Raw genomic sequence first — 26515 nt, 5'->3', positions numbered from 1 at the left:
GGCTCCTTAGCGGGGCGGCGGACGGGCGGGCGCGGGGCTCCCACGGCCGCTCCGGCCTGGTGGTCCTGGGGAGCGTAACTCACTCTTACCTATGCTCACAATGAGCATAGTCCTGATATTGTTCCCGCATGGAGACCCCCGACCGCCCGGACGCCCCAGCAGCCCCGCACGCCCCGGGTCGCGAGGCCGGTGAGGGAACGGAGGCCGGGCCCGACGCGCGCCGCGCCGGCGGGAGCGCCGCGGGCCGGGACGCGTCCGACCGCGACGGGCAGCTCGCGGAGCAGCTGCTGCGCCTCACCCGTCGCATCCACCGCATCCAGAAGCACCGGCTCGGCCCCGTCGGGATCACGCCCGCGCAGGGGCGGCTGCTGCGCACGGTCGCGTACTGCGTGGCGCACCGCGACGGGCCGCCCCGGATGGCGGACCTCGCGGCCCTGCTCGAAGTGGTGCCGCGCGCGGTGACGACCCTGGTGGACGGCCTTGAGGCGAACGGCTGGGCTCGCCGCGTGCCGGACCCGGCGAACCGCCGGGTGATCAGGGTGGAGCTGACGGACGCCGGCCACGGCACGCTCCGCGCCCTGCGCGACGCGCGCCGCTCGGCGGCCGAGGAGGTGCTCGCGCCGCTCGGCGACGAGCAGCGCGAGACGCTGGGCGAGCTGCTCTCCGCCCTGGTCGACGCGCCCCCGGACGCGTGGGCCGCGCCCGGTTACGGCCCGCACCGCGGCGGCTGACCGCCCAGGGCGGCCCCCCTGGCCCCGTCCCCGAGCGGGCGTGCTCCCGGAGCGGGCGCGCTCGCCTCCGGCAGAGGGCGCCCCCGGCCGGAACGGGCGCGCCCTGGAACGGGCCCCTCCCTGGAGCGAGCACGTTCCCTCGGCGGGCGCCCTCTCAGCGAGGGCGGCCCTTCCCGAAGCGGGCGCACCCCGAAGCGGGCGTGCTTCCGGCCGCGGCGGCCGGGACCCGGTCGTCCGCCACGAAAAGCGATTGCCCCCGGCTCGTCGCCGAAGCGAAGCTTGCACGCCTTGGCCGCCCACGAGTCACGGGACATCATGCGCATACACGACCTTCCCTACGCAGATCCCGGCGTCCCGGACGCCAGGTCGGGCGACCGGTTCCTCTGGTGGCTGTTCCGCGGTCAGCTCGGCGGGCAGCTCGCCTCCCTCGGCTGGGGGCTGGTCGAACAGGCCGGCATGGCCGCGCTGCCGCTGGGCTCCGGCGTCGCCGTGCAGGCGGTGGTGGACCGCTCGGGCGGGCGGCTCGCCCTCGCGGCCGGCCTGATCGCGCTGAGCGCGGTCGTCCTCGCGGTCGGCGACACGATGCTGCACCGCGCGTCCATCACGAACTGGATCACCGCGGCCGCCCGGCTCCAGCAGATACTCGCCCGCAAGGCGGTCGAGCTCGGCGCCACCCTGTCCCGGCGGGTCGCGGCGGGCGAGATCGTGACCGTGTCGACCGGCGACATCGAGAAGGTGGGCTGGTTCGTGGAGGCGGCCTCACGCTTCCTCGCCGCCGCCGTCGCGGTCGTGGCGATCGCGGTGGGCCTGCTGCTGTACGTGCCCTCGCTCGGCCTGCTGGTCGCCGTCGGCGTGCCGGTGCTCGCGCTCTCCGTGCTGCCGCTGCTCGCGCCCGCGACCCGCCGGGTCGACGTGCAGCGGGAGAAGGCGGGCCGGGCCACGGAGCTGGCCTCCGACACCGTCGCGGGACTGCGGGTGCTGCGGGGCGTCGGCGGCGAGGAACTGTTCCTCGGGCGCTACCGCGCCGTGTCGCAGGAGGTCCGCAGGGCCGCGGTGCACAGCGCGCGCATGTGGTCGCTGATCTCCGCGGTCCAGGTGCTGCTGCCGGGGCTGATGCTGATCTCCGTGGTCTGGTACGGGGCGCGGCTCGCGCTGGACGGCCGGATCACGCCGGGCGAGCTGGTGACCGTGTACAGCGCGGTGACCCTGCTGCTCGTGCCGCTCCAGCGGTTCGAGGAGATCGCGGTCGCCTTCTCGGTCTCCCGCCCCTCGGCCAGGCGCGCCGCGCGTGTCATGGCGCTCGTACGGGCGGACGCGGCGCCCGGGGACGCGGCAGCCGCCTCCCCGGTGGCGGTGGACGCGGACCGGTCCGCGTCCACCGCCACCGGGGCCACCGCCACCGGGGCCACCGCCTCCAGGGCGCCCGCGTCCGGGGGCGCCGCGGGAGGCGTTCGCGGGCCGTGGGCGGACGCGGCAGCCGGGGGCGGCCTCTTCGACCCGGTCAGCGGGCTGCTCGCGCCCGCCGGGCTGCTGACCGCGGTGGTGTGCGGCGACCCCGACGTGGCCGGGCGGCTCGCGGAACACCTGGGCGGGCACGGCGAGGGCTCCGCCCCCGACCGGGCGGCCGAGCGTGCGGGCGGCGACCCGGTGGACACGGAGGGGGACCCTCTGCCCTCGGTCCTGCTGGGCGGCGCGCCCCTCGACGGCATGCCGCTCGCCAGCGCCCGCGCCCGGGTCCTGGTCCAGGACAAGGACCCGGTGCTGCTCTCCGGCACCCTGGCCGAACTGCTCGACGTGCCCTCGTCCGGCGCCGTCCCGCCGGCCCGCGCGCTGGCCGCGGCCCAGTGCGGGGACGTGCTGGAGGCGCTGGTCAGGTCGTCCCCGCCGCCGGGGGGCGGCGGGGACGCCGACCCGATGGCCGCGCGGATCACCGAACGCGGCAGGTCGCTCTCCGGCGGGCAGCGGCAGCGGCTCGCGCTGGCCCGCTCGCTGGTGGCCGACCCCGAGGTGCTGGTGCTCGACGAGCCGACCTCTGCGGTCGACTCGCACACCGAGACGCGCGTCGCGGACGGGGTGCGGCGGCTGCGCACCGGCCGTACGACGGTGGTGTTCGCCTCCTCGCCCCTGCTGCTCGACCGGGCCGACCGGGTGGTCCTCGTGCTCGGCGGGAAGGCCGCGGCCACCGGGCGCCACCGCGACCTGCTGCGCACGGACGACCGGTACCGCGCCGTCGTCACCCGGGAGACCGACGCGGACACCGGGGAACGGACCCGCGGCCACCGAACGGGCCTCACCGACGAGATGATGGAGGAGAGCACATGAAGGCCCCCGCGAGACCCCGCTTCGACCCGGCGGCGCCCGAGGACGCGGCGACGATCCTGCCCGTGGGCTCGGCCGCGACCGTACGGGCGTACGTGGCCGGCCTGTTGCGGCGCCACCGCCGCGCGTTCCTGGTGCTGCTCTCGGTGAACGCGGGCTCCGTGGTGGCGTCGATGGTGGGCCCGTACCTGCTCGGCACCGTCGTACAGCGGCTCGCGGACGGGGCGCGCAGCGCGCAGGAGCTTCATCTCCCCCTGGTCACCGCGGTGTTCGCGGTCGCGCTGGCCGTGCAGACGGTGTTCACCCGCACGGTACGGCTGCGCGGCTCCGTGCTCGGCGAGGAGATGCTGGCGGACCTGCGCGAGGACTTCCTCGTAAGGGCGGTGGGGCTGCCGCCCGGTGTGCTGGAGCGTGCGGGCACGGGCGACCTGCTGTCCAGGATCACCACCGACATCGACCGGCTCGCCGACGCCATGCGGGAGGCAGTGCCGCAACTCGCCATCGGCGTGGTGTGGGTGGCGCTGCTGGTGGGCGCCATCACCGTGACCGCGCCGCCCCTCGCGCTCGCCGTGCTGGTGGCCGCGCCGCTCTTGATCGTAGGCTGCCGCTGGTACTTCCGGCGGGCGCCGTCCGCGTACCGCTCGGAGGCGGCGGGGTACGCGGCGGTCGCGGCGTCGCTGACGGAGACGGTCGACGCGGGCCGCACGGTCGAGGCGTACCGGCTCGGCGGGGATCGCGTCGCCCTGTCCGACCTGCGGATCGCTCGCTGGACGGCGTGGGAGCGCTACACGCTGTGGCTGCGCACCGTGCTGTTCCCGGTCATCAACCTCACCTCCTCACTGGTCTTCCTCGCGACGCTGCTGCTGGGCGGGGTGTTCGTGCTGCAGGGGTGGATCGACGTCGGCCAGCTCACCACGGGCGCGCTGTTCGCGCAGATGCTCGTGGACCCGATGGAGATCATCTTGCGGTGGTACGACGAACTCCAGGTCGCCCAGGTCTCGATCGCCCGGCTGGTGGGCGTGCGGGACATCGAGCCGGACGGCGGCGACCCCGGCCTCTCCCCCGCGGGGCGCGAGGTGCGCGCGGACAGTGTGCGCTTCGGCTACACGGCGGGCGTCGACGTGCTGCACCGGGTGTCGCTCGGCATCGCCCCCGGCACCCGGCTCGCGCTCGTCGGGCCCTCGGGGGCGGGCAAGTCGACGCTCGGCAGGCTGCTCGCCGGGATCTACGGGCCCCGGCGCGGCACGGTCACGCTCGGCGGCGCCGAACTCTCCCGGATGCCCGCGGAGTCGGTGCGGCGCCATGTGGCACTGGTCAACCAGGAGCACCACGTCTTCGTGGGCTCGCTGCGCGACAACCTCCGCCTCGCCAGGGCGGACGCGGACGACGCGGCGCTGTGGGCGGCGCTCTGCGCGGTCGACGCCGACGGCTGGGCCCGGTCCCTTGCGGACGGCCTGGACACGGAGGTCGGCGCGGGCGGCGCGGCGCTCACCCCGGCGCAGGCCCAACAGATCGCGCTGGCGCGGCTCGTGCTCGCGGACCCGCACACGCTGGTGCTCGACGAGGCGACCTCGCTGCTCGACCCGAGGGCGGCCCGCCAGCTGGAGCGCTCGCTCGGCCGGGTGCTGGAGGGCCGTACGGTCATCGCGATCGCGCACCGGCTCCACACGGCCCACGACGCGGACCTGATCGCGGTCGTGGAAGACGGGCGGATCAGCGAACTCGGCCCGCACGACGAGCTGGTGGCGGCGGACGGCGCGTACGCGGCGCTCTGGCGGTCCTGGCACGGGTGACCCGCGCGCCGTGGTCCGTGGCCCGCGCCCGCGGCGCGTCCCGGACCGGGGTCACAGCACGCCGAGCGCGACCACTCCGCCGAGGCCGCCGAGGATCATGAACAGCGGCATCAGTATCTTCACCTCGACCCAGCTGCCCGCGCGGAAGCGCATGGGCTTCGGCGTCCCGAAGGCGTACCAGCGCTTGCGGCCGACCGGGATGGGCCACAGGATCGGGCAGCCGGAGACGGTGATCGCGTCGCCGAGGTCGTGCACCAGCGCGCCGAGGACGATCGGCAGGCCGAGCCACAGATAGTCCTGGCCCGGGTCGGTGAAGAGCCAGTTCGCGCCGTGGCCCGGCTCGTCGAGGATGCCGGCCAGCGTCCAGGCGGCGAACGCCCCCAGCAGCCACACGAGGACGTCGCTCGACACCCGCGCGGCCCGCCACAGCAGGCCCTCCACCGCGAGGACCATGTGGACGAAGAGGATCCCGAGGACCGCCCAGCGGCCGCCCTTGACGGCGAGCGCGGAGGCGCCCGCGCCGATCAGCACGGCCCACAGCCAGGTGTGGGTGAGCGTGCGGTGACCGCCGCTGCGACTGCTCGGGTCGCCCTTGAGCCGGGTGCTCCGGTAGGCGAAGTGGGAGAGCGCGTCGACCAGCGCGCACACCCACCGGGAGATCGGCCCGAAGGCGCGGGAGATCGTCGCGGCCTTGTGGTCCAGGTCGGGCGCGAGCGCCGCGCCCGAGGAGATCAGCGCTCCCGCCACCAGGACCGGCCAGGGCATTTCGTGTCCGAGCGCCGAAGCGACGGCACCCGCTCCGAGCCATGCGGCCGCCCCCGACAGCGAGTGTGCTGGTCCCATCATGGTGGTACGCGTCTCCCTCTGGAGTTGTCGTCGGCGCCGGCGATCATGCCGCTCGGCTCCGCAGCGTACAGTCCGTGATCTTCACCGGGCCGTCCGGTTCCCGTATCCGGACGGGGAGCGGGCAAGATGGTGGCGTGACCCTTATCGATCAGCTGCCGAAGGACGCCGACCCCGATGCCCTCTTCGAGGCCTTCTCGACATGGAGCGAGGAGCGGGGCATCACCCTCTATCCGGCGCAGGAGGAGGCCCTGATCGAGGTGGTGTCGGGGAACAACGTGATCCTGTCCACCCCGACGGGCTCGGGCAAGAGCCTGGTGGCCGCGGGCGCGCACTTCGCGGCGCTCGCCCGGGACGAGGTCACCTTCTACACGGCGCCGATCAAGGCGCTGGTCTCGGAGAAGTTCTTCGACCTGTGCAAGCTGTTCGGCACGGAGAACGTCGGCATGCTGACCGGCGACGCGTCGGTCAACGCGGACGCGCCGGTGATCTGCTGCACGGCCGAGGTGCTGGCCGCGATCGCGCTGCGTGACGGGAAGTACGCGGACATCGGCCAGGTCGTGATGGACGAGTTCCACTTCTACGCGGAGCCGGACCGCGGCTGGGCCTGGCAGATCCCGCTGCTCGAACTGCCGCAGGCGCAGTTCGTGCTGATGTCGGCGACGCTCGGCGACGTGTCGCGGTTCGAGGAGGACCTGACGCGCCGCACGGGCCGCGAGACCGCGGTCGTGCGCTCGGCGACACGGCCCGTCCCGCTGTCGTACGAGTACCGCACGACGCCCATCACGGAGACGCTGACGGAGCTGCTTGAGACGCACCAGGCACCCGTCTACATCGTGCACTTCACGCAGGCGGCGGCCGTGGAGCGGGCGCAGTCGCTGATGAGCATCAACATGTGCTCGCGGGAGGAGAAGGACCGGATCGCCGGCCTGATCGGCAACTTCCGCTTCACCACCGCCTTCGGCCGCAATCTGTCGCGGTACGTGCGGCACGGCATCGGCGTGCACCACGCCGGGATGCTGCCCAAGTACCGGCGGCTGGTGGAGAAGCTGGCGCAGGCGGGGCTGCTCAAGGTCATCTGCGGTACGGACACGCTCGGCGTCGGGGTGAACGTGCCGATCCGCACGGTGCTGTTCACCGCGCTCACGAAGTACGACGGCAGCCGCGTGCGGACGCTGCGCGCGCGGGAGTTCCACCAGATCGCGGGCCGGGCGGGGCGCGCGGGCTTCGACACGGCTGGCCTGGTGGTGGCGCAGGCGCCGGAGCACGTGATCGAGAACGAGAAGGCCCTCGCGAAGGCGGGCGACGACCCGAAGAAACGCCGCAAGGTGGTGCGCAAGAAGGCGCCCGAGGGGTTCGTCGCCTGGTCCATGGCGTCCTTCGAGAAGCTGATCGCCGCCGATCCCGAGCCGCTGACCTCGCGGTTCCGGGTCACCCACACCATGCTGCTCTCGGTGATCGCCCGGCCGGGCAACGCCTTCGACGCGATGCGGCACCTGCTTGAGGACAACCACGAGCCGCGCAAGCAGCAGCTGCGGCACATCCGGCGGGCGATCGCGATCTACCGCTCACTGCTCGACGGCGGTGTGGTGGAGCGGCTCGACACGCCGGACGCGGAGGGCAGGATCGTCCGGCTGACGGTCGACCTCCAGCACGACTTCGCGCTCAACCAGCCGCTCTCCACGTTCGCGCTCGCCGCGTTCGAGCTGCTCGACCCCGAGTCGCCCTCGTACGCGCTCGACATGGTGTCGGTGGTGGAGTCGACGCTCGACGACCCGCGGCAGATCCTGGGCGCCCAGCAGAACAAGGCGCGCGGCGAGGCGGTCGCGGAGATGAAGGCGGACGGCGTCGAGTACGAGGAGCGCATGGAGCGCCTCCAGGAGGTCTCGTACCCGAAGCCCCTGGAGGAGCTGCTGTGGCACGCGTACGACGTGTACCGCAGGAGCCACCCGTGGGTCGGCGACCACCCGGTCTCGCCCAAGTCGGTGGTCCGGGACATGTACGAACGGGCCATGTCCTTCGCGGAGTTCACCCGGTTCTACGAGCTGGCGCGGACCGAGGGCATCGTGCTGCGCTATCTGGCGAGCGCCTACAAGGCGCTGGAACACACCATTCCCGAGCATCTGAAGTCGGAGGACCTGGAGGATCTGACCGCGTGGCTCGGCGAGTTGGTGCGGCAGGTCGACTCCAGTCTGCTGGACGAGTGGGAGGCGCTCGCCAATCCGGAGGAGGAGAGCGCGGAGGAGGCGCAGGAGAAGGCCGACCAGGTGCGTCCCGTCACGGCGAACGCGCGGGCCTTCCGGGTGCTCGTGCGCAACGCGATGTTCCGCAGGGTGGAGCTCGCCGCCCTGGACAAGGTCGCGGAACTGGGCGCGATGGACGCCGAGTCGGGCTTCGACGAGGACGCCTGGGCGGACGCGATGGACGGCTACTGGGACGAGTACGACGACCTGGGCACGGGGCCGGACGCGCGGGGACCGAAGCTGCTGTCCATCGAGGAGGACCCGGCGCACGGGGTGTGGCGGGTGCGGCAGGCCTTCGACGACCCGAACGGCGACCACGACTGGGGCATCAGCGCCGAGGTCGACCTCGCCGCGTCGGACGAGCAGGGACTCGCGGTGGTGCGGGTCACGTCGGTCGGCCGCCTCTGACTTCCGCCCGCCGGGCGGCGGGGCGGCGGCCGGCGGCTGAACCGGCGGGTCCACAATGGACGGGCACCACCGTGGCCGGAGAACCCCCGGAGAGCCGGAGGACAGCCGGCAGGAACGAGGAAGGTCCGCTTCATGAGTCTGTACGACATCCCGCTGCGCACGCTGTCCGGTGAGCCCACGTCGCTCGCCGAGTACCGGGGCAAGGCCGTGCTGGTGGTCAACGTGGCGTCCAAGTGCGGCGCGACCCCGCAGTACACGGCGCTCGAAGGGCTGCAGAAGACGTACGGGGACCGGGGGTTCACCGTCGTCGGCGTGCCGTGCAACCAGTTCGGCGGCCAGGAGCCCGGCACCGCCGAGGAGATCCAGACGTTCTGCACGACGACGTACGGGGTCACGTTCCCGATGCTGGAGAAGACCGACGTCAACGGTGACGGCAGGCACCCGCTGTTCGCGGAGCTGACCGCGGCCGCGGACGCCGAGGGCAAGGCCGGCGATGTGGCGTGGAACTTCGAGAAGTGGCTGCTGAGCCCGCAGGGTGAGGTGGTGGCGCGGTTCCGCACCGGGACGACGCCCGAGGACCCCTCGGTCGTCTCCGCCGTGGAGGCCCAGCTGCCCGCCTGACGTGCGGCGCACGCGAAACGGCTCCGCTCCCCGCGGGGAGCGGAGCCGCGCGCGCCCGTGGGGGGTCAGCGGATCGGCACACCCGAGAGGGTCCGCGCGATGACGAGGCGCTGGATCTCGCTCGTGCCTTCGAAGATGGTGTAGATGGCGGCGTCCCGGTGCATGCGCTCGACGGGGTACTCGCGGGTGTAGCCGTTGCCCCCGAGGATCTGCACGGCCTGCGCGGTGACCTGCTTGGCGGTCTCGCTGGCGAACAGCTTGGACATGGAGCCCTCGGCCGACTCGAACTTCTTGCCGTTCGCGGCCATCCAGGAGGCGCGCCACACCAGGAGCCTGGCGGCGTCGACGCGGGTGCGCATGTCGGCGAGCTGGAAGGCGACGCCCTGGTTGTCGATGATGGGGCGGCCGAACTGGGTGCGGGTGGTGGCGTAGTCGAGGGCCACCTCGTACGCGGCGCGCGCGGTGCCGACGGCCATCGCGCCGACGGCGGGGCGGGAGGCCTCGAAGGTGGCCATCGCGGCGTTCTTGACGCGCTCGCCGCCCTTCTGGGCCTTCTCGCGGGCGCGGGCGAGCCGCTCGTCGAGCTTCTCCTTGCCGCCGAGCAGGCAGGCGCCCGGCACGCGCACGTCGTCGAGCACGACCTCGGCGGTGTGGGAGGCGCGGATGCCGTGCTTCTTGAACTTCTGGCCCTGCGAGAGGCCCCTGGTGCCCGGCGGCACGATGAAGGAGGCGTGGCCCTTGGAGCCGAGTTCCGGGTCGACCACGGCGACGACGACGTGGACGTTGGCGATGCCGCCGTTGGTGGCCCAGGTCTTGGTGCCGTTGAGCACCCACTCGTCGGCGGCCTCGTCGTAGACGGCGCGGGTGCGCATGGCGGCGACGTCGGAGCCGGCGTCCGGCTCCGATGAGCAGAAGGCGGCGAGCTTGACGTCGTCGGCGTCGCCGTACATCTGCGGTATCCAGGTGCCGATCTGCTCGTCGGTGCCGTTGGCGAGGACGCCGACCGCGGCCAGGCCCGTGCCGACGATGGAGAGGCCGATGCCCGCGTCGCCCCAGAACAGCTCCTCCATGACGAGGGGGAGGCCGAGGCCCGACGGGTCGAAGTACTGCTGGGCGTAGAAGTCGAGGGAGTAGATCCCGAGCTTGGCCGCCTCCTGGATGATGGGCCAGGGGGTCTCCTCGCGCTCGTCCCACTCGGCGGCGGCGGGGCGGATCACGTCCGCGGCGAATCCGTGCAGCCAGTCGCGGACCTCCTTCTGCTCGTCGCTGGGTTCGAGAGTGAACTCGGCCATCTTCCCTCCATCGTTACTGCTGGTAACCACAGTCTGTTACTCGCCAGTAGGCCCTGTCAACCAATCACAGCTGACCAGCACTCCCGTGACGGGGGTGTTAGGTTGCGCGGGCATCACGGATCGGGTAGGGGCGGGGAGAAATCATGGAGACCACTCCACAGCGGGAGCAGAAGCGCGCGGCCGAGCAGCGGCGGCGGGACCTGCTGGAGGCGGCGGAGCGGGTGGTGCTCAGGGACGGCCCCGGAGCCTCCATGAACGCGATCGCGGCGGAGGCGGGCATCACCAAGCCCATCCTCTACCGGCACTTCGGCGACAAGGGCGGCCTGTACCGGGCGCTCGCCAAGCGCCACACGGACGCCCTGCTGGGCGCGCTGCGAGCCGCGCTCGACGCGCCGGCCGAGCGCCGCAGACGCGTGGAGGGCACGCTCGACACGTATCTCGCGGCGATCGAGACCAACCCGCAGGTCTACCGCTTCCTCATGCACCCGGCGGAGGACCCGCCGCCGCTCGACCGGAACTTCGACGTGGGACGGCACTCCGCGCCGCTGCTGCGGCGCCTCGGCGAGGAACTGGGCAAGGTGATCGAGGAACGCGTCGACCTGGGTGAGGACGGCGCGGGCCGCGCCAGGATCTGGGGCCACGGGATCGTCGGGATGATGCACGGCGCGGGCGACTGGTGGCTCGGCGAGCGGCCCTGCTCCCGCGCGGAGCTGGTGACCGCCATGGCCGACCTGCTCTGGGGCCGCCTGTCGAGCGTCGAGGACCGCGCCGAGGGCCCCGGTTTCTGACGCCGCCGCGCGCCGCGCTCAGCCGACCGCCCACGGCGCCCTGGCCGCGGCCCGCAGCACCCTCGCCCTGCGCCGGCCGGCGAGCCGGTCCGGGTAGACCCGGCCCGCCAGGTGGTCCGTCTCGTGCTGGAGGCAGCGCGCGAAGAACCCCTCCCCCTCGACGCGCGCCTGCTCCCCCTCGCGGGTCACGCCCACCACGACGGCCCGGTCGCCGCGCTCGGTGCCCGCTTCGAGGCCCGGCAGGGAGAGACAGCCCTCCGGGCCCCGCACGGCCGGGCCATCCACCGCGAGCAGCCGCGGGTTCACCAGGTGCCCGACGTGGCGGACCTCGTCGTCGTCGGGGCAGTCGTAGACGAACACCTGGCGCGCCACGCCGATCTGGTTGGCGGCGAGGCCGACACCGCCCGCGGCGTACATCGTCGCGAAGAGGTCCTCGACCAGCTCCGCGAGGGCGGGGCCGAAGTCGGTGACCGGGGCGCAGGGCGTGTGCAGCACGGGGTCGCCGAGCGTCCGCACGGCTCGTACCCGCCCGCCGCTGCCGGGGATCGGACGCCTTCGCATGACCGCCAGGGTACGGTCCGCGCGTTCCGCGCAGTGCGGCCCCGTGCCGCGGTTCTGGGCCGTCGCCGTATCTCGGTAGGCTGACCCAGGACCGAGGCGAGGAGGATCAGGGACGATGGCAGGCAACACGGAGCCGCTGCCTTCGCGGGCCAAGCTGGCCGTGACGGCGGGCAAGGCCGCGGCGGCGGTGTCGCGCGCGGCCGGACGCGGCAGCGGATCGGTGATCGGCGGGAAGGTGGCGCTCCGGCTCGACCCCGACCTGTTGGGCCGGCTCGCGCACCACCTCGACGTCGTCCTCGTGTCCGCGACCAACGGCAAGACGACCACCACCCGTCTGATCGCCGAGGCCCTGCGCGCCGCGGGTCCCGTGGTCTCCAACGCGCTCGGCGCCAACATGCCCGCGGGCATCACCTCCGCGCTCGCCGGTGGCTCGGACGCGCGCTTCGGCGTGATCGAGGTGGACGAGAAGTACCTGGCGGGTGTCGCGCGGGACACCACGCCCAAGGCGATCGCGCTGCTCAACCTCTCCCGCGACCAGCTGGACCGCGCGGCGGAGACCCGGATGCTCGCCGAGAAGTGGCGCGAGGGGCTCGCCGGGACCAAGGCCGTGGTGATCGCCAACGCCGACGACCCGCTGATCGTCTGGGCCGCCTCCTCGTCCCCGAACGTGGTCTGGGTCGCCGCAGGCCAGGAGTGGAAGGACGACGCCTGGTCCTGCCCGTCCTGCGGCGGCGTGATGCAGCGCCCCGGCGACGACTGGTTCTGCGGAGAGTGCGGCTTCCGCAGGCCCGCGCCGAGCTGGGCGCTGCGCGACGACCACGTGCTCGACCCGCACGGCTCGGCCTGGCCGATCCACCTCCAGCTGCCGGGGCGCGCCAACAAGGCCAACGCCACCACGTCCGCTGCGGTCGCCGCGGCCTTCGGGGTGCCGCCGGGCGTCGCGCTCCAGCGCATGTACCAGGTGCAGGCGGTCGCAGGACGCTACGACGTGGTGTCGTTCAACAACCGCGACCTGCGGCTGCTGCTCGCGAAGAACCCGGCGGGCTGGCTGGAGACCTTCTCGCTGATCGATCCGCCGCCGACCCCGGTCATCCTCTCGGTGAACGCCCGCGGCGCCGACGGCACGGACACGTCCTGGCTGTGGGACGTCGACTACACCCGGCTCACGGGCCACCCGATCTGCGTGCTCGGCGACCGCAAGCTCGACCTCGCGGTCCGCCTGGAGGTGGCGGGCCTCGCCTTCCGCGTCTGCGAGTCACTGGACGAGGCCGTGCAGTACGCGCCCCCCGGGCGCATCGAGGTGATCGCCAACTACACGGCCTTCCAGGACCTGCGCCGCCGCGTCGGCAACTGATCCAGCGCACCGCCGAGCTTTACGAGAGGAACGAGCGAGCATGAGCGAGAGCAGCCTCAGGCTGGTGTGGATCTACCCCGACCTGCTGAGCACCTACGGGGACCAGGGCAACGCGCTGGTCGTCGAGCGCCGGGCCCACCAGCGCAGGCTGAACGTGTCCCGGGTCGACGTCCGCAGCGACCAGCCGGTACCGACCTCGGGCGACATCTATCTGATCGGCGGCGGCGAGGACCGGCCGCAGCGGCTCGCCGCGGAGCGGCTGCGCAGGGACGGCGGGCTGAACCGCGCCGTCTCCAACGGCGCGATCGTCTTCTCGGTGTGCGCGGGCTACCAGATCCTGGGCCACGAGTTCGTCAACGACCTCGGGCAGCGCGAGCCGGGCCTCGGCCTGCTCGACGTGATCTCCACCCGTGGCGAGGGCGAGCGGTGCGTGGGCGACGTTCTCGCGGACATCGACCCGAACCTGAACCTGCCGCAGCTGACGGGGTTCGAGAACCACCAGGGCGTCACCCACCTCGGTCCGACGGCGCGGCCGTTCGCCCGGGTGCGGCTCGGCCGGGGCAACGGCACGGGCGACGGCACCGAGGGCGCGTTCAACGACACCGTGTTCGGCACGTACATGCACGGTCCCGTGATGGCGCGCAACCCGCACATCGCGGACCTGCTGCTGAAGCTGGCCCTCGACGTGAACGCGCTGCCGCCGGTCGACGACCGGTGGTACGAGGCCCTCAGGAACGAGCGCATCAGCGCGGCCGTACAGCCCGCCTGAGCACCCCTCCCGCCCAGCCGAGCGGCCCTGGGGGCGCACCGGCCGCACCCCTTCCGAGCAGGGGATTCACCATCTGAGCGCGGGGGCGGGGAGGGTCGGCGGACGCCTGTCCAGCAGGCGGACGCCGGGTTCGGCGCGGGCCCCGGGCGCCGGTAGGGTGGCGGCGATCAGACCGGACGACGGGGTCCGGTCTTCGCCCCACACGTGAAAAGGTTGTCCGGGCCATGCGAATTGGCGTCCTCACCTCCGGCGGCGACTGCCCTGGTCTCAACGCGGTGATCCGGTCCGTGGTGCACCGGGCCGTCGTCGACCACGGCGACGAGGTCATCGGGTTCCACGACGGCTGGAAGGGCCTCCTGGAGTGCGACTACCGCAAGCTCGACCTTGACGCCGTCGGCGGCATCCTCGCCAGGGGCGGCACGATCCTCGGTTCCTCCCGCGTGCAGCCCGCGCATCTGCGCGGCGGCGTGGAGCGGGCCCGCGGCCACGTCGCCGACCTGGGGCTCGACGTGATCATCCCGATCGGCGGCGAGGGCACGCTCAAGGCGGCCAACCTGCTCTCCGAGGCGGGTCTGCCGATCGTCGGCGTCCCGAAGACCATCGACAACGACATCGCCTCCACCGACGTGACCTTCGGCTTCGACACGGCCGTGGGGGTCGCGACGGAGGCGCTGGACCGGCTCAAGACCACCGCGGAGTCCCACCAGCGCGTGCTGATCGTGGAGGTCATGGGCAGGCACACCGGGTGGATCGCGCTGCACTCGGGCATGGCGGCGGGCGCCCACGCGGTCGTCGTGCCGGAGCGGCCCTTCGACATCGACGAACTGACCGAGGTCGTCGGCAGGCGGTTCTCCGCGGGCAAGCGGTTCGCGATCGTGGTGGTCGCGGAGGGCGCGAAGCCACGCGAGGACTCGATGGAGTTCGACGAGGGCGGCACCGACATCTACGGGCACGAGCGGTTCGCCGGGGTCGCGGGACAGCTCGCCGTCGAGCTGGAGCAGCGGCTGGGCAAGGAGGCGAGGCCGGTCATCCTCGGCCACGTCCAGCGCGGCGGCACGCCCACGGCGTACGACAGGGTGCTCGCGACCCGGTTCGGCTGGCACGCCGTCGAGGCGGCGCACCGCGGCGAGTTCGGCATGATGACGGCGCTGCACGGCACGGACATCGAGATGGTGCCGCTGACGGAGGCCGTCGAGACGCTCAAGACGGTGCCCGCCGAGCGGTACGCGGAGGCCGAGTGCGTGCTGTGAGCCCGTCGGCCTGACGGTGCGTCCGCCGCGCCCCTGTCCGCCCCCGCCCGCGGACGCGGCCGGGGGCGGTTCTAGTCTGGGTCCGGACATCAGGCACGAACCAGCCCCCACGGGAGTACGCGGATGGATCACGGCATGCACGGCATGATGACGGACCTGCCGCCGTTCACGCTGGGGCGCGCCTTCGCCTACTCGAACGACCCGTTCTTCCTGGTCGGCTGTCTGCTGGCGCTCGCGCTCTACGGCTGGGGCGTGGTCAGGCTGCGCCGCAGGGGCGACGCCTGGTCGCCCGGCAGGACCGTCTCGTTCGCCGCCGGCGTGCTGATGGTCGGCGTGACGATGTGCACGGCGCTCAACGACTACGGCATGGTCATGTTCAGCGTGCACATGGTGCAGCACATGATCATCAGCATGGTCGCGCCGATCCTGCTGCTGCTCGGCGCGCCGGTGACCCTGGCGCTGCGTACCCTGCCGGTGCTGGGGCGGGGCCGCAAGGGTCCGCGCGAGCTGCTGCTGATGCTGCTGCACAGCCGGTTCGTGCGGGTGGTCTCACACCCGGCGTTCACGATCCCGGTGTTCATCGCGAGCCTGTACGGCCTCTACTTCACGCCGATCTTCGACTTCCTGATGCGCTCGGAGGCCGGGCACATCGCGATGATGGTGCACTTCCTCGCGGTGGGCCTGCTGTTCTTCTGGCCGATCATGGGCGTCGACCCGGGCCCGCACCGCTCGGGCTACCTGATGCGGATGCTTGAGCTGTTCGCGGGCATGCCGTTCCACGCGTTCTTCGGCATCGCGCTGATGATGGCGAGCCAGCCGATGATCCGCGCGTACGAGCATCCCGCGGCCTCGCTCGGCATCGACGCGCTCTCCGACCAGACGGCGGCGGGCGGCATCGCCTGGGGCTTCAGCGAGGTTCCCTCTGTGCTGGTGCTGATCGCGCTGGTCTTCCAGTGGTACCGCTCCGACCAGCGGCAGGCCGTCCGCAGCGACCGGGCCGCCGACCGCGACGGCGACAAGGAGCTCGCCGCGTACAACGCCTACCTGGCGGCGCTCCAGGCCAGGGGCCGCTAGCGCGGGAGCCCCGGTTCGGCGAGGATGGTGCCACCGTCGGGTTCGGGAGGAGGACACAGATGTCCGGTTCCACCAGGACCATGGGCGTCGTCACCGTGGTCGCACTCGTGGTGGTCACCGCGTACACCGTGGGGCTCGGGAGCAGCGGCTGGCTGTGGTTCGGCTGGGTCGTGCTCGGCCTGGTGACCCTCGGCATGATCGCCACCGGCAGGGAGCACTGAGCGGAGCGGGCCCGGCGCGGCGGGGCCGGTGCACGGCGGCCGCACCGCCGCGGACGGCGGTACGGCCGGCGGCGGTCAGCCGGCGTCGTCGCGGCGGCCCGCGGTCGCGGCGCCGTTGGCGCTGCCCGCCTGCTCGCGGACCTGGAGTCCGGCGCCTGCCGCCTGGCCCGTGCTCCCCTGGCCGCTCTGCGCGGCCTCGACGGGACCGGTCTGTGCGCGGAGCGTGTTCAGGATGGCCATGCCCTGGCTGACCAGGCCCGCCACCATCTCGTTGAGTCCGTCCGTGCCGTTGAGCACGGTCAGCTGGGAGCCCTGGAGGCCGCGGGCCGCCGCCTCGGCGAGTTCGGGCAGCACCTCGACGACGCGGTTGGCCGCGATGAGTTCCTGGTTGCCGTTCTTCAGGGACTCGGCGCGTGCCGCGTTGGCGTCGGCCTCGGCCTGCGCGAGGGCGCGTTCCGCGTAGGCCCTGCCGTCCGCCTCCGCCTTGGCGCGGTCGCGGTTGGCCTCGGCGAGGGTCCGCTGCCGGTACGCCTCGGCGTCGGCGGGGCGCCGTACCTCGGCCTCCAGGCGCTGGGCGGCGAGCCGCGCCTGACGCTCGGCGAGGAGTGTCTGCGCCTCGATGACCTCGTGCGAGGCGTTGGCCTCCGCGAGCGGTCCCGCCTGGCTCGCGCGGGCCGCCGCCTGCTCCGTCTCGGCCTGGAACCCGGCGCGCTTGATCGCCGTGTCCCGCTCGTACGCGGCCTTGAGCGCCGCGGCCTCCTGCTCGCGCTCGGCGGCCTGCTGGTCGGCGCGGGCCTGGGCGATGCGCGCCTGGCTCGCGACGGCGGCGGCGTGCGGCGCCGCGAGGTTGTCGACGTAGCCGGTGCTGTCCATGATCTCCTGGATCTGGAGGGCGTCCACGACGATGCCCAGCTTCTCCATCTCGCTGTGGCTGCCCGCCTTCACCTCCTGGGAGACCCGGTCGCGCTCGCGGATGATCTGCTCGACCGTGAGGCCGCCGATGATGGATCGCAGATGGCCCGAGAAGATCCGGCCGACCAGCTCCTCCATGCGGTGCTGCTCGGTGAGGAACCTGCGGGCGGCGTTGGCGATGGACACCGCGTCGTCGCCCACCTTGAAGACGGCGACCGCCCGCACGGTCAGCCTGATGCCCTGCTGGGTGACGCACTCCTCCGCGATCTCGGCCTCGCGCAGCGCGAGCGAGAGCATGCGCGCCCGCTGCTTGACCGGGAGGACGAAACTGCCGTGGCCGGTGACGATACGGAACTGCGTGTCGTCCCGCCGCCGCTTCGAACCGGAGATGAGCATTGCCTCGTTGGGCGCGGGAACACGCCAGAACAGCATGAGTGGACTCCTGTCGCAAACGTGGTGGTCGGTGGTCAGGAGGGAAGGGGCTCCACGATCACGGAGCGGGCCGAGATGCACTCGGTGACCAGCACCCTGATGTGTGTGCCGATCGGTTGGTCCGCCCAGGCCGCGTACGCCTCGGAGCCGCCCCGCACGGCCACCAGCACTTCGCCGAATCCGTCCTGCGGGATCGGGACCGTGATGCGGCCGACCGCCCCCACGGGGCTCTCCGACGAGAGATCTGTCTCGGACATCGACCGCAGTCCCACCTCCACCCACCCGTCCGGCCGGGACCGGAGCTGCCCGGCGGCCCCCTGCCGCCGGACGTCTTCACACTACTCCGGACCGGCCGCCGCGCACTGTCCCCGGGACGTCACCGAACGGGAACGGAACGCCCACGTCACAGGAGCAGGTCCGCCAGCCTGTCGACCTCGTCGAGGCGCGCGATCGTGGGCGTGAACGTCAGCTCGTTGACGCCGATGTCCGCGAACTCGCGGACGATGCCGCGGATGCGCTCGGGGGTGCGGACCACGCCGTCCGCGATGGTGCCCGCGTGGTCGCCGGCGTAGGCGTAGTAGCCGCGGACGTAGCGGTCGGACGCCTCCTCGTCCGCGGGGTCGGTGCAGAAGTAGGCGAGGCCGAGCAGCCGGGGCTCGCCTGCGCGTCCTGCGGCGCGCCAGGCGTCGAGGATCCGGCCGACCATGGGCTCTGCCCTGCGGGGGCCGCCGCCAGCGCCGGTCCAGCCCGCGCCCCAGCGCGCGGTCCTGCGCACGGCCCGCGCGCCGTGGCCGCCGATCAGCACGGGCACCTCGGCTCCGCCGGGCACGACGGCGCGGCGCTCGCCGGGGAAGTCGCCGTCCTCGACGGCCTCGCCGCGCCAGGCGGCGTGCAGGTACTCCAGTTGGCGGTCGAAGGCGGCGCCCCTGCCCCCGAAGTCGCGCTCGGCGGGGGCGTAGTCGGAGGGGCGGGCGCCGACGCCGAGGCCGAGGGTGAGGCGGTCGCCGCTGAGCTGGGCGAGGGTGCCGGTGATCTTGGCGAGCACGGCGTCGGGGTAGGTGGGGCCGAGCACCGCGTTGGTGGTCAGCCCGATGCGGGAGGTCGCGCCCGCCACGACGGCGAGCGAGGTGAGCGAGTCGTACGAGGGGTACGGGACGCGGCCGATGGTGGAGACGAAGGCGAAGCCGCGCTCCTCTGCGCGGACCGCCCAGTCCCGCATCAGCGGGGCGCTGGTGCCGGTGGTGGTGTTGGGGAGTGCGATGCCGATGCGCACGGCGGCGGCTCCTTCGCGGTGGTTCTCGGTGGGCGCGGCGGCCGCGTGGGGCGGCCCTGTGATCACCCGGGGCACACCTAGCCGTGCCCGACGGGCCCGCACCGAAACCGGACCCATGCGCTCCGCCGCCACGGGCGCACCCCCGCGCGCGGCGCGGGGTCAGTACGCGGCGTGCCTGCCGCCCCGCGGCCTGGTCCGCCGCGGCCGGTACAGCAGCAGGAAGACGGTGGCGAGCACGGCGACGGCCTGCGCGACGACGGTGAGGGTCTTGTCGCGGAACCACACCGGTTCGTACATGTCGGGGAACGGCCCGAGGGTGCCCACGTCGGCGTAGCGGTAGATCAGCAGCAGGGCGAGGCCGCCCGCTGCGACGGCCCACGCGAACACGTCGCCCGGCACGCGCCGCCACACGAGGACGAGCAGGGCGGCGAGCGCGGCGAGCGCGGCCTCGACGCGGAAGAGTGTGCCCTGGCTGATGCTCTCGCCGACGGCGTCGTAGCGGTCGGCGAGATGGACGTGCAGATAGGCGTCGACGGCGAGTCCCGCGGCGGCGAGCACCCGGGCGGCGCCGCGCGGGAAGCGTCCCGCTCTCCTGTCATCTCTCATGGCTGCTCCCTCAGTTGACTGTGAGTGTGCCCTTCATGAAGGGGTGGATGGAACAGTCGAACGGATAGGAGCCGGCCGTGCCGGGCGCCGTGAACGACGCCGTCTTGCCGGGGGCGATGCGCCCGGCGTCGAACGTCCCGCGGCCGGTGCCGGTGACTGTGTGGGGGGTGGTGTCCTTGTTGGTGACGGTGATCCTGGTGGTCGCCGCCAGTGGAACCCGCCGTCCGCCGCCCGGCGAGCGGACGGGGCCGTCCGGGCTACGGGGCCGGGCGGCCCGCGCCGCGCGGCCCGCCCGGGCGGGAGCGGGTCATGCCTGCCCGGTCTCGAAGCGGCTGATCCTCTCGCCGCGCACGGTGAACGACCACCGGGTGCGCATGTGGCCGTAGGTGCTGTTGGAGTAGTCGGCGACGAGCGACCTGCCGTCGTCGGACTGCGACGCGACCTCAAGATGGCCGGAGGCGTCGAAGATCTCGCGCTCGGTCCAGGAGGCGAGGTCGCGCTCCGTACCGTCGTCCGACATCGTCGCGTCGTCGGTCAGCACGGCCGAGAAGGCCTCGCGGTCACCGGAGTTGAGGGCTTCGACGAATCGGGCGACGACGGGGTCTGCGGGCTGGAGCGGCATGGCGCTCCTCCTTTCTGCGGGGGTCACGCCGACTTCGGCGGAGTCTCACCGCCGCGCGGCGGGGTGCTGCCCGGGTGTGCCTGCGCCGGGGGCCGGCGGCGCGGCCAGTATCACCGGCGCGCGGGGTGCGCGCGATCCGGCCGGTGGAGGCTGCCCGCCGTGTGTCGAAGATCGCACGCTTGCGTACGACAGCGGCACATGATTCCCGGGTAGGCGGCGCCGAGCACCGGATAATGGGGTGTTTCCGCGGTCTGGAGGGGGTACGGCGTGATGCGTGTCGCGGTGGTGGACGTGGGCTCGACGTCGGCACACGTGGACGTGGTCGAGCTGCGCAGGAGCAAGCCCCCCAGGCAGTCGGCGACCGTCAAGCACAAGGTGTCGCTCTCCCGTGAGGTGGGCCCGGACGGGCGGATCAGGAAGAAGTCGATGGCCCGTCTGGTGCGGGCGGTGGGCCGCGCCGCCGAGACCGCGGCGCAGCACGGCGCGGAGGAGATGGTGGCCTTCGCCACTTCCGTGGTGCGGGACGCACCCAACCGCGAGGCGGTGCTGGCGCGGGTCGCCGCGGCCAGCGGCGTGCGGCTCGGGGTGCTGAGCCCGCGCCAGGAGGCGGGGCTCACCTATGAGGGCGCGCGGGCCTGGAGACGGCCGGGCCGTGAGGTGCCGCTGCTCGTCGCGGACATCGGCGGCGGGACGTTGGAGCTGTCCTTCGGCACCGGGCCCAGGGCCCGCAGCGCGGTGTCCGCGCCGCTCGGGGCCCGGCGCCTGACCCTGGCGGCGCTGCCGGGCGACCCGCCGGGCGCCGGGGAGGTGGCGCGGCTGCGCCGCCGCCTGGCGCGCGAGGTGCCCGCCCTGCTCGACCGGCTGGGGCCGCTGCCCGCGGGGACGGCGCGGGTGGGTGCGTCGCGGGTGTTCGCGCAGCTCGCCGCCACCACCGTGGAGGCGGGCGCGGTGGCCGATGAGCCCGTGCTGGTACGGGAGCGGCTGCGCGCGGCGCTGCCTGAGCTGGCCGCCATGACCTGGCGGGAGCGCGCGGAGCGCCCCGGGGTGTCCAGGTCGCGGGCCCCGCACATCCTCGCGGGGGCGCTGCTCGCGGAGGCGCTGATGGAGGCGGCGGGGATCGAGGAGCTGCCGGTGTGCCCCTGGGGGCTGCGCGAGGGCATCGCGCTGCGGCTGCGCGCGGGGCTCGACGGGGACCCCTGGTCGGTGGCCGGCCTGGACCGGCTACGCCAACCCGCTTGACGCGTGGGGCAGTTGGGCGTACCCCACCGGGCCGTCCGGCCGCCGCCCCGCAGCGCTATGCTGCGGTCACCTGGCGGGACCGCTGCGGGTGCGCGGCGGGGAGGGAAGGCGGCGCGGGGTTGGGCACGGCATGGCGTGAGATGATCGGCGGCTTCCCCGGCGCCCGGCCGGGCCCACCGGCGGGCGAGACGGCGCTCGCGGGGCTCGCCGAGGCCGTCGGCGGGCCGCTGCCGCCGTCGCTGCACGCCCTGCTGCGGGAGAGCGACGGGGTCGTCGACCCGTTCGGGCACGCGGTGGTGTGGTCCGCCGCCGGGATCGGGGAGAGCGCCGGCGCCGGGAGCGACCTGCTGTTCTTCGGCGACAACGGCAAGGGGGACCGGTTCGGCCTGCCGCGCCGCTCGGACCGTACGGACGTGTGGCTCCAGGAGCAGGACACGGACGCGAGGAAGTGGGTGGCGCCCGGCATCTGGCCGTTCCTGCGGCGCGCCCTGCGGGGCGACCGCTTCGACTGGTACGTGGACGACCTCGGCTCCCTCTTCCTGCGCTGACCCGCCGCCTGGCCCCGCCCGGGGCGGCACCGCGCCGCCCCGGGGGCGGGTGCGTCAGTCCTCCGGGCGCAGCAGCCCGCGCTCGTACGCCTTGACGAGGCGCTGGGGCACCCGGTGCACCACGCCGTCGACGGTCACGGGGACGAGCTGGGGCGTCTCCGCCTTCCACTGCGCGCGGCGGTGGCGGGTGTTGCTGCGGGACATCTTGCGCTTGGGCACGGCCATGCGGCACCTCCTGAGGTCGTCAGGGAAGGCTATATGAAAACGACTTCCGTTTCGAATTCATGACGGTGCCGCCTGACGGGCCCGCCGGCTCAGCCGCCGGGGCGCACCACCACCGCCTCGGTCCTGATGTCGCCCGCGTACCTGAAGTGCAGGGTGAACGGCAGGCGGGCGCCGAGCCGCGGCATGCGGCGGAGGAGGACCATGACGTCCTGGCCGTACGCGGTCATGCGGACCGAACCGTGCGCCGGGACGTGGACGGGCTCCCCCATCCGCATGGTGCCCGCGCCGTCCGCGAGCGCCGTCCGGGCCAGCTCTGCGGGGCCCGTGGCGGACGAGCTCACCGCGTCGAGTGTGTCGCCCGCGGGGCCCGTGTTCTCGATCCGGAAGAACGCGGCCGTGGTGCGGGCGTCGAGCGGCGGCCGGTAGACGGTCCCTTCCGACACGGTCACCCTGCTCGGCCTGGCCGCGTGGCTCCCGGCCGACCAGGCGGACAGGCCGAGCAGGGCGAGCGCGCAGCACAGCACCGGCGCGGCCGCGGCGCGCAGCACTCCGGCGGCCCGGCGCGCGGTTCCCGGGGCGCGGGGCGCCGTCCGCCGGGGCGTGCCGCCCCTCATGCGGGCCACCCCGCGGTGCGGGCCCGGGGGCCGAGGGCCGCGCGGGGCGGGCGGCGGGGCCCCGGCTGCCAGGCGCGCAGGCGCAGGCTCCCCGCGACCACCAGGACCGAACTGGCCGACATGGCCGCGGCGGCGACCATCGGGTCGAGCAGCCCCACGGCGGCGAGCGGCAGGGTGACGGCGTTGTAGCCGAAAGCCCACAGCAGGTTGGCCCGTACGGCCGCCACGGTCCTGCGGGCCAGGGCGAAGGCGTCGGCGAGCGCCTCAATCCCCTCCTCCCGCACGAGCGTGACGTCCGCCGCGCCGATCGCCGCGTCCGTGCCGCTGCCCAGGGCGATCCCGAGGTCGGCCGCGGCGAGCGCCGCGGTGTCGTTGACGCCGTCGCCGACCATGGCGACGCGGTGTCCGCGCCCGCGCAACTCCCGTACGAGACGGACCTTGTCCTCCGGGCTCTGCCCGGCGCGCACCTCGGTGACGCCGAGCCGGTCCGCGATGTCGCGCGCCGGACCCTCCCGGTCGCCGGTGGCGAGGACCACGGACAGGCCGAGGCGGCGCAGCCGGTCGACCGCGCGGTAGCCGCCCGGTCGCAGCACGTCGCCGAGTTCCAGGACCAGTTCGGGCCGGCCGTCGACCTCGACGGCCACGGCCGTGTGGGCGCGGGACTCCGCCGCGTCCCTGGCCCGCGCGAGCGCGGGCGGCAGGCCGCCGCCCGCGGTGCGCACCGCCACGCTGCGGCCCTCCACCGTGCCGCGCACCCCGGCGCCCGGGGTGGCGGCGAAGTCCGTGACGTGCGGCAGCGCGTGGCCGGGCGACAGCCTGCGGGCGCGGGCCGCGACGGCCCGGCCCACCGGGTGCTCGGAGGCGTCCTCGACCGCACCTGCGAGACGCGTCGCGGCCTGTTCGCCGAGGCCCGCCGGGTCTGCGGTGGCCGAAAGGACGGCCATGAGCCCGGTGGTGAGGGTGCCGGTCTTGTCGAGCACCACCGTGTCGACCCGCCGCAGCGTCTCCAGCGCCCTGGGACCTGAGACCAGGACGCCGAGCTGGGCGCCCCGGCCGCTCGCCGCGAGGAGTGCGGTGGGCGTGGCGAGCCCGAGGGCGCACGGGCAGGCGACCACCAGGACGGCGACCGCGCAGGTGACCGCGGACTCCGGCGACGCCCCGGCGCCGAGCCAGAACCCGAGGACGGTGACGGCGAGGACGACGACGCACGGCACGAACACTCCGGCGAGGCGGTCCGCGAGGCGCTGGGCGCGTGCCTTGCCCGCCTGGGCCTCGGTGACCAGCCGGGCGATCCTGGCGAGGCGGGTGTCCTCGCCGACCGCGGTCGCCCGTACCACGAGCCGGCCGCCCGCGTTGACGGCGGCGCCGGTCACGCCGTCGCCCGGGGCGGTCTCGACGGGATCGCTCTCCCCCGTGACGAGGGACAGGTCGACGGCGCTGCGCCCCTCGACCACGACTCCGTCCGTGGCGATCCGCTCACCCGGCCGTACGGTGAACCTGTCGCCGACCTTCAACTCCGAGGCGGGCACGAGGTGTTCGCGGCCCTTCTCGTCGAGCAGCCGGGCGTCGCGCACGGTCAGCGCGGCGAGCGCCCGCAGCGCCTGCCCCGCCCCCCGCCGGGCGCGGCCCTCCAGCACCCGCCCGAGCAGCACGAACAGGGGGACGCCCGCCGCGGCCTCCAGATAGAGGTGCGCGGTGCCGGGGCCCCCGGGGTCCGCCGAGGGGACGAGCGAGAAGGGCATGCGCATGCCCGGTGCCCCGGCGCCTCCGAGGAACAGCGCGTAGGCGGACCAGCAGAACGACGCGGCGACGCCGAGCGACACCAGGGTGTCCATGGTCGCGGCCGAGTGGCGCAGTCCGCGCAGCGCGCCGCGGTGGAACGGCCAGGCGCCCCAGGCGGCGACGGGCGCGGTGAGGACGAAGCAGAGCCACTGCCAGTTCCTGAACTGGAGCGCCGTCGTCATGGACAGCACGAGCACGGGCAGGGCGAGCAGCGCGACCGGGGCGAGCCGCGCCGCCGCGACGGCCTCGGGGGAGCCGTCCCGGGCGCCTCCGTCTGGTGCCCCGGGCGGCGCGGGGCGCCGGATCTTTGCCCGGTAGCCGGCGCCTTCGACGGCCGCGACCAGGTCGTCCGCGCGGGTCGCCGGGGGGTGCAGGACCCGGGCGGTGCCGGTGGCGAGGTTCACGGTGGCGCTCACCCCTTCGAGGCGCCCGAGCCGCTTCTCGACCCGGGCCACGCACGCGGCACAGGTCATCCCGGTCACGGTGAGGTCCGTGGTGGCGCGGGCCTCGGCGCCGGCCGTCCCACGCCCCGTCATGAGCCGTCCATCCCGCTCATCCGGCCCGTGTCGCCCGCGCCGCCGCCCGGCGCGCCGGGGCCGCCGCCCCCGGTGCGGTGCCAGCCGGGGGCGGCGGGTCCCGCGGCCGTGCCGGCCGCGTACGACACCGCGAAGACGGCGGCCAGCAGGACCACGAAGCCGAGCAGCGGGGCGAGCGCGGCCCCGGGGACGGGCCGCCCCGGCCGCGCGGCCGGGGCGGGAGGTGGGAGCGCCACAGGAGTTCCTGACCGGGAGGAGGGATGGGCTGAGGAGTGAAGTGGGCGGGGAGTTGAAGAGGGCGGGGAGTCGGAGGGGTCGAGGAGGGGTCGGGAGTCGCGGGGTCCGGGCGGGAAGGGACCGTGGCGGCGGACAACGGCCGTCGGCGGACGCCTGCTCCACCAGCCGGGGGCGGGCACCTGTTCCACCAGCCCCACGGAGCCCGTTCCGCATCAGTAGTCGGCCCGCGCCACCGGTGGGTTCCCGCGCTTCCCTGTCGCGCGGGTCACACTCGTACCGGCGGAGGACGGCGGCCACCCGGACGCCGTGCGCGGTGGTGGCGGGTGGCACGATGAGGGCCACCATGCCTGCCGGAAGCGGAGTACGAGCGCTGCGGGCCGCGGTGTTCGCGGCCGTCTGCGTGCTGCTCGGCGCGCTCGGCCACGTGCTGATGTCCGGCCTGCCGCTGCCCTGGTGGGCCCTGGCGGGTGGCGCGCTCGGCACGGCCTCCGCGGCCTGGAGCTGCGCGGGACGGGAGCGCACCGCGCCCTGGGTGGTGGGTTTCACCGTGGCGGCGCAGGCGGTCCTGCACACCTGCTTCACCCTGGCGCAGGCGGCCACCGTGCCGTCCGCGGCCCCGTCGCCGTTCTCCCTCCCGTGGGCGCGGTACGTGACCTGCGGCCTCGACGTGCGCTCCCTGACGCCGCGCGAGGCGACCCGGATCGTGGTGGACGCCGGGCTCGGCGGCCACCTGTCCGCTCCCCCGCCCGGCGGGGCGGGGGCGATGGCGGGGATGGCGGGGATGCGGTCGATGCCCGGCATGGCGGGATCCGGCGGCGCGCACCACGGCATGGCGACGGGCACCGTGGACGGCATGGCCGCCATGCCGTCCCTGCCCATGGGCCCGATGCCGCACGGCATGTCCGGCACGGGCATGCTCGCGGCCCACCTGCTCGCCGCCCTGGTGTGCGGGCTGTGGCTCGCGCACGGCGAGCGCGCGGCGTTCCGCCTCGCGCGGGTGGTGGCCCAGTGGCTGCACGCCCCGCTCCACCTGCCCGCGCCGCACCGCGTCCGGGTGCCCGAGCACCCCTGCGGCACGTTCCCGCACGAGTCCGCCGCACCGCGGCCGCGGCGGCTGCTGCTCACCCACTGCGTCATCACGAGGGGGCCGCCCGCGCGGTCGGCTGTCGTCTGACAGCGAGTCATCCGGCGCCGCGTCCGCGGCCCCGGCATCCCGCCGTGC

At 74.3% G+C, this 26515-nt stretch carries 27 protein-coding genes; 14 read left to right on the top strand and 13 right to left on the bottom strand.

Features of this window, described 5'->3' with window-relative positions:
* Positions 1-128 precede the first annotated feature (128 nt).
* The 3 genes from ABEA77_RS18135 (at position 129) to ABEA77_RS18125 (ending at position 4843) form a co-directional block, all read left to right on the top strand.
* Positions 129-731 (top strand): MarR family winged helix-turn-helix transcriptional regulator, encoded by a 603-nt coding sequence (locus tag ABEA77_RS18135; protein WP_345648283.1) that lies wholly within the window; start codon positions 129-131, stop codon positions 729-731.
* Positions 732-1046: 315 nt separating this feature from the next.
* Positions 1047-3053, top strand: coding sequence for an ABC transporter transmembrane domain-containing protein (locus ABEA77_RS18130; RefSeq protein ID WP_345648280.1), 2007 nt, complete (start codon positions 1047-1049; stop codon positions 3051-3053).
* Positions 3050-4843, top strand: coding sequence for an ABC transporter ATP-binding protein (locus ABEA77_RS18125; RefSeq protein WP_345648278.1), 1794 nt, complete (start codon positions 3050-3052; stop codon positions 4841-4843). Before ABEA77_RS18130 ends, ABEA77_RS18125 begins: the two co-directional genes overlap by 4 nt.
* A 51-nt stretch (positions 4844-4894) precedes the next feature.
* Here the strand turns inward: ABEA77_RS18125 and ABEA77_RS18120 are convergent, their stop codons facing one another.
* Complete coding sequence (locus ABEA77_RS18120; RefSeq protein ID WP_345648275.1) at positions 4895-5689, bottom strand: metal-dependent hydrolase; 795 nt, start codon at positions 5687-5689, stop codon at positions 4895-4897.
* A 134-nt stretch (positions 5690-5823) separates the two neighbouring features.
* Between ABEA77_RS18120 and ABEA77_RS18115 the strand changes: the two genes are divergently transcribed.
* Together ABEA77_RS18115 and ABEA77_RS18110 are read left to right on the top strand one after the other, a co-directional pair.
* Entirely contained in the window at positions 5824-8337 is a 2514-nt protein-coding gene (locus ABEA77_RS18115) for a DEAD/DEAH box helicase (RefSeq protein ID WP_345648272.1), read from the top strand.
* A 132-nt stretch (positions 8338-8469) separates the two neighbouring features.
* Positions 8470-8958 (top strand): glutathione peroxidase, encoded by a 489-nt coding sequence (locus ABEA77_RS18110; RefSeq protein ID WP_345648269.1) that lies wholly within the window; start codon positions 8470-8472, stop codon positions 8956-8958.
* Between the two features lie 65 nt (positions 8959-9023).
* On the opposite strand, the gene ABEA77_RS18105 is transcribed toward ABEA77_RS18110, so the two are convergent.
* On the bottom strand, positions 9024-10250 hold the full coding sequence (locus ABEA77_RS18105; RefSeq protein ID WP_345648266.1) for an acyl-CoA dehydrogenase family protein: 1227 nt from the start codon (positions 10248-10250) through the stop codon (positions 9024-9026).
* 143 nt (positions 10251-10393) lie between these two features.
* Here ABEA77_RS18105 and ABEA77_RS18100 point away from each other — a divergent pair, with 143 nt between their 5' ends.
* Entirely contained in the window at positions 10394-11038 is a 645-nt protein-coding gene (locus ABEA77_RS18100) for a TetR/AcrR family transcriptional regulator (RefSeq protein WP_345648264.1), read from the top strand.
* An 18-nt stretch (positions 11039-11056) separates the two neighbouring features.
* Here the strand turns inward: ABEA77_RS18100 and def are convergent, their stop codons facing one another.
* A complete protein-coding gene (gene def, locus ABEA77_RS18095; RefSeq protein ID WP_345648261.1) occupies positions 11057-11599 on the bottom strand; it encodes a peptide deformylase in 543 nt (180 codons plus the stop codon).
* A gap of 115 nt (positions 11600-11714) precedes the next feature.
* Here def and ABEA77_RS18090 point away from each other — a divergent pair, with 115 nt between their 5' ends.
* The 5 genes from ABEA77_RS18090 to ABEA77_RS18070 all read left to right on the top strand — a co-directional run bounded on the left by ABEA77_RS18090 (position 11715) and on the right by ABEA77_RS18070 (position 16267).
* Positions 11715-12953, top strand: coding sequence for a Mur ligase family protein (locus ABEA77_RS18090; RefSeq protein ID WP_345648259.1), 1239 nt, complete (start codon positions 11715-11717; stop codon positions 12951-12953).
* A 40-nt stretch (positions 12954-12993) separates the two neighbouring features.
* Entirely contained in the window at positions 12994-13722 is a 729-nt protein-coding gene (locus tag ABEA77_RS18085; protein ID WP_345648256.1) for a type 1 glutamine amidotransferase, read from the top strand.
* A 224-nt stretch (positions 13723-13946) separates the two neighbouring features.
* Positions 13947-14972 carry a 6-phosphofructokinase gene (locus ABEA77_RS18080; RefSeq protein WP_345648254.1) on the top strand — a complete coding sequence of 342 codons (1026 nt, stop codon included), beginning with the start codon at positions 13947-13949 and terminating at the stop codon, positions 14970-14972.
* 123 nt (positions 14973-15095) lie between these two features.
* The gene (locus tag ABEA77_RS18075; protein ID WP_345648251.1) at positions 15096-16046 is read left to right on the top strand and encodes a cytochrome c oxidase assembly protein; all 951 of its coding nucleotides are present in this window, start codon (positions 15096-15098) and stop codon (positions 16044-16046) included.
* Positions 16047-16105: 59 nt separating this feature from the next.
* The gene (locus ABEA77_RS18070) at positions 16106-16267 is read left to right on the top strand and encodes a hypothetical protein (RefSeq protein WP_345648248.1); all 162 of its coding nucleotides are present in this window, start codon (positions 16106-16108) and stop codon (positions 16265-16267) included.
* 75 nt (positions 16268-16342) lie between these two features.
* Here ABEA77_RS18070 and ABEA77_RS18065 read toward each other — a convergent pair whose 3' ends face one another.
* From ABEA77_RS18065 to ABEA77_RS18040, 6 genes are all read right to left on the bottom strand, one after another.
* Complete coding sequence (locus ABEA77_RS18065) at positions 16343-17611, bottom strand: SPFH domain-containing protein (protein WP_345648245.1); 1269 nt, start codon at positions 17609-17611, stop codon at positions 16343-16345.
* A gap of 35 nt (positions 17612-17646) precedes the next feature.
* A complete protein-coding gene (locus tag ABEA77_RS18060; RefSeq protein WP_345648243.1) occupies positions 17647-17868 on the bottom strand; it encodes a hypothetical protein in 222 nt (73 codons plus the stop codon).
* A gap of 146 nt (positions 17869-18014) precedes the next feature.
* Complete coding sequence (locus tag ABEA77_RS18055; RefSeq protein WP_345648240.1) at positions 18015-18884, bottom strand: LLM class flavin-dependent oxidoreductase; 870 nt, start codon at positions 18882-18884, stop codon at positions 18015-18017.
* A 159-nt stretch (positions 18885-19043) separates the two neighbouring features.
* Positions 19044-19490, bottom strand: a complete 447-nt coding sequence (locus ABEA77_RS18050) for a hypothetical protein (RefSeq protein WP_345648237.1) — start codon at positions 19488-19490, stop codon at positions 19044-19046.
* 10 nt (positions 19491-19500) lie between these two features.
* Positions 19501-19701 carry a cupredoxin domain-containing protein gene (locus tag ABEA77_RS18045; RefSeq protein ID WP_345648332.1) on the bottom strand — a complete coding sequence of 67 codons (201 nt, stop codon included), beginning with the start codon at positions 19699-19701 and terminating at the stop codon, positions 19501-19503.
* A gap of 96 nt (positions 19702-19797) precedes the next feature.
* Complete coding sequence (locus ABEA77_RS18040) at positions 19798-20112, bottom strand: nuclear transport factor 2 family protein (RefSeq protein WP_345648235.1); 315 nt, start codon at positions 20110-20112, stop codon at positions 19798-19800.
* Between the two features lie 270 nt (positions 20113-20382).
* Between ABEA77_RS18040 and ABEA77_RS18035 the strand changes: the two genes are divergently transcribed.
* Both ABEA77_RS18035 and ABEA77_RS18030 read left to right on the top strand, forming a co-directional pair.
* Positions 20383-21351 carry a Ppx/GppA phosphatase family protein gene (locus ABEA77_RS18035; protein WP_345648329.1) on the top strand — a complete coding sequence of 323 codons (969 nt, stop codon included), beginning with the start codon at positions 20383-20385 and terminating at the stop codon, positions 21349-21351.
* 119 nt (positions 21352-21470) lie between these two features.
* Positions 21471-21899, top strand: coding sequence for an SMI1/KNR4 family protein (locus tag ABEA77_RS18030; RefSeq protein ID WP_345648232.1), 429 nt, complete (start codon positions 21471-21473; stop codon positions 21897-21899).
* A 54-nt stretch (positions 21900-21953) separates the two neighbouring features.
* Here the strand turns inward: ABEA77_RS18030 and rpmF are convergent, their stop codons facing one another.
* The 4 genes from rpmF to ABEA77_RS18010 all read right to left on the bottom strand — a co-directional run bounded on the left by rpmF (position 21954) and on the right by ABEA77_RS18010 (position 25292).
* The gene (rpmF, locus tag ABEA77_RS18025; RefSeq protein WP_345648229.1) at positions 21954-22124 is read right to left on the bottom strand and encodes a 50S ribosomal protein L32; all 171 of its coding nucleotides are present in this window, start codon (positions 22122-22124) and stop codon (positions 21954-21956) included.
* Between the two features lie 89 nt (positions 22125-22213).
* On the bottom strand, positions 22214-22738 hold the full coding sequence (locus ABEA77_RS18020; RefSeq protein WP_345648226.1) for a copper chaperone PCu(A)C: 525 nt from the start codon (positions 22736-22738) through the stop codon (positions 22214-22216).
* Complete coding sequence (locus tag ABEA77_RS18015; RefSeq protein WP_345648223.1) at positions 22735-25056, bottom strand: heavy metal translocating P-type ATPase; 2322 nt, start codon at positions 25054-25056, stop codon at positions 22735-22737. The genes ABEA77_RS18020 and ABEA77_RS18015 overlap by 4 nt, the downstream gene beginning before the upstream one ends.
* The gene (locus ABEA77_RS18010) at positions 25053-25292 is read right to left on the bottom strand and encodes a hypothetical protein (RefSeq protein ID WP_345648221.1); all 240 of its coding nucleotides are present in this window, start codon (positions 25290-25292) and stop codon (positions 25053-25055) included. Before ABEA77_RS18010 ends, ABEA77_RS18015 begins: the two co-directional genes overlap by 4 nt.
* A 344-nt stretch (positions 25293-25636) precedes the next feature.
* Between ABEA77_RS18010 and ABEA77_RS18005 the strand changes: the two genes are divergently transcribed.
* Positions 25637-26467 (top strand): hypothetical protein, encoded by an 831-nt coding sequence (locus ABEA77_RS18005; protein ID WP_345648218.1) that lies wholly within the window; start codon positions 25637-25639, stop codon positions 26465-26467.
* Positions 26468-26515 lie beyond the last annotated feature (48 nt).

The sequence above is a fragment of the Streptomyces tremellae genome (genome assembly GCF_039540215.1).
In the GTDB taxonomy this organism is placed as follows: Bacteria; Actinomycetota; Actinomycetes; order Streptomycetales; family Streptomycetaceae; genus Streptomyces; species Streptomyces tremellae.
Note: the sequence above shows the minus strand (reverse complement) of the source record. Positions and strands in the feature narration are given on the sequence as shown.

What these genes read in the sequence shown, in the direction of transcription:
- ABEA77_RS18105 (WP_345648266.1), bottom strand. Translation starts at nt 10,250, where the DNA reads ATGGCCGAGTTCACTCTCGAACCCAGCGACGAGCAGAAGGAGGTCCGC.
- ABEA77_RS18110 (WP_345648269.1), top strand. Translation starts at nt 8,470, where the DNA reads ATGAGTCTGTACGACATCCCGCTGCGCACGCTGTCCGGTGAGCCCACG.
- ABEA77_RS18015 (WP_345648223.1), bottom strand. Translation starts at nt 25,056, where the DNA reads ATGACGGGGCGTGGGACGGCCGGCGCCGAGGCCCGCGCCACCACGGAC.
- ABEA77_RS18130 (WP_345648280.1), top strand. Translation starts at nt 1,047, where the DNA reads ATGCGCATACACGACCTTCCCTACGCAGATCCCGGCGTCCCGGACGCC.
- ABEA77_RS18070 (WP_345648248.1), top strand. Translation starts at nt 16,106, where the DNA reads ATGTCCGGTTCCACCAGGACCATGGGCGTCGTCACCGTGGTCGCACTC.
- ABEA77_RS18040 (WP_345648235.1), bottom strand. Translation starts at nt 20,112, where the DNA reads ATGCCGCTCCAGCCCGCAGACCCCGTCGTCGCCCGATTCGTCGAAGCC.
- ABEA77_RS18050 (WP_345648237.1), bottom strand. Translation starts at nt 19,490, where the DNA reads ATGAGAGATGACAGGAGAGCGGGACGCTTCCCGCGCGGCGCCGCCCGG.
- ABEA77_RS18120 (WP_345648275.1), bottom strand. Translation starts at nt 5,689, where the DNA reads ATGATGGGACCAGCACACTCGCTGTCGGGGGCGGCCGCATGGCTCGGA.
- ABEA77_RS18020 (WP_345648226.1), bottom strand. Translation starts at nt 22,738, where the DNA reads ATGAGGGGCGGCACGCCCCGGCGGACGGCGCCCCGCGCCCCGGGAACC.
- ABEA77_RS18075 (WP_345648251.1), top strand. Translation starts at nt 15,096, where the DNA reads ATGGATCACGGCATGCACGGCATGATGACGGACCTGCCGCCGTTCACG.
- ABEA77_RS18090 (WP_345648259.1), top strand. Translation starts at nt 11,715, where the DNA reads ATGGCAGGCAACACGGAGCCGCTGCCTTCGCGGGCCAAGCTGGCCGTG.
- ABEA77_RS18005 (WP_345648218.1), top strand. Translation starts at nt 25,637, where the DNA reads ATGCCTGCCGGAAGCGGAGTACGAGCGCTGCGGGCCGCGGTGTTCGCG.
- rpmF (WP_345648229.1), bottom strand. Translation starts at nt 22,124, where the DNA reads ATGGCCGTGCCCAAGCGCAAGATGTCCCGCAGCAACACCCGCCACCGC.
- ABEA77_RS18080 (WP_345648254.1), top strand. Translation starts at nt 13,947, where the DNA reads ATGCGAATTGGCGTCCTCACCTCCGGCGGCGACTGCCCTGGTCTCAAC.
- ABEA77_RS18135 (WP_345648283.1), top strand. Translation starts at nt 129, where the DNA reads ATGGAGACCCCCGACCGCCCGGACGCCCCAGCAGCCCCGCACGCCCCG.
- ABEA77_RS18085 (WP_345648256.1), top strand. Translation starts at nt 12,994, where the DNA reads ATGAGCGAGAGCAGCCTCAGGCTGGTGTGGATCTACCCCGACCTGCTG.
- def (WP_345648261.1), bottom strand. Translation starts at nt 11,599, where the DNA reads ATGCGAAGGCGTCCGATCCCCGGCAGCGGCGGGCGGGTACGAGCCGTG.
- ABEA77_RS18035 (WP_345648329.1), top strand. Translation starts at nt 20,383, where the DNA reads ATGCGTGTCGCGGTGGTGGACGTGGGCTCGACGTCGGCACACGTGGAC.
- ABEA77_RS18100 (WP_345648264.1), top strand. Translation starts at nt 10,394, where the DNA reads ATGGAGACCACTCCACAGCGGGAGCAGAAGCGCGCGGCCGAGCAGCGG.
- ABEA77_RS18060 (WP_345648243.1), bottom strand. Translation starts at nt 17,868, where the DNA reads ATGTCCGAGACAGATCTCTCGTCGGAGAGCCCCGTGGGGGCGGTCGGC.
- ABEA77_RS18065 (WP_345648245.1), bottom strand. Translation starts at nt 17,611, where the DNA reads ATGCTGTTCTGGCGTGTTCCCGCGCCCAACGAGGCAATGCTCATCTCC.
- ABEA77_RS18125 (WP_345648278.1), top strand. Translation starts at nt 3,050, where the DNA reads ATGAAGGCCCCCGCGAGACCCCGCTTCGACCCGGCGGCGCCCGAGGAC.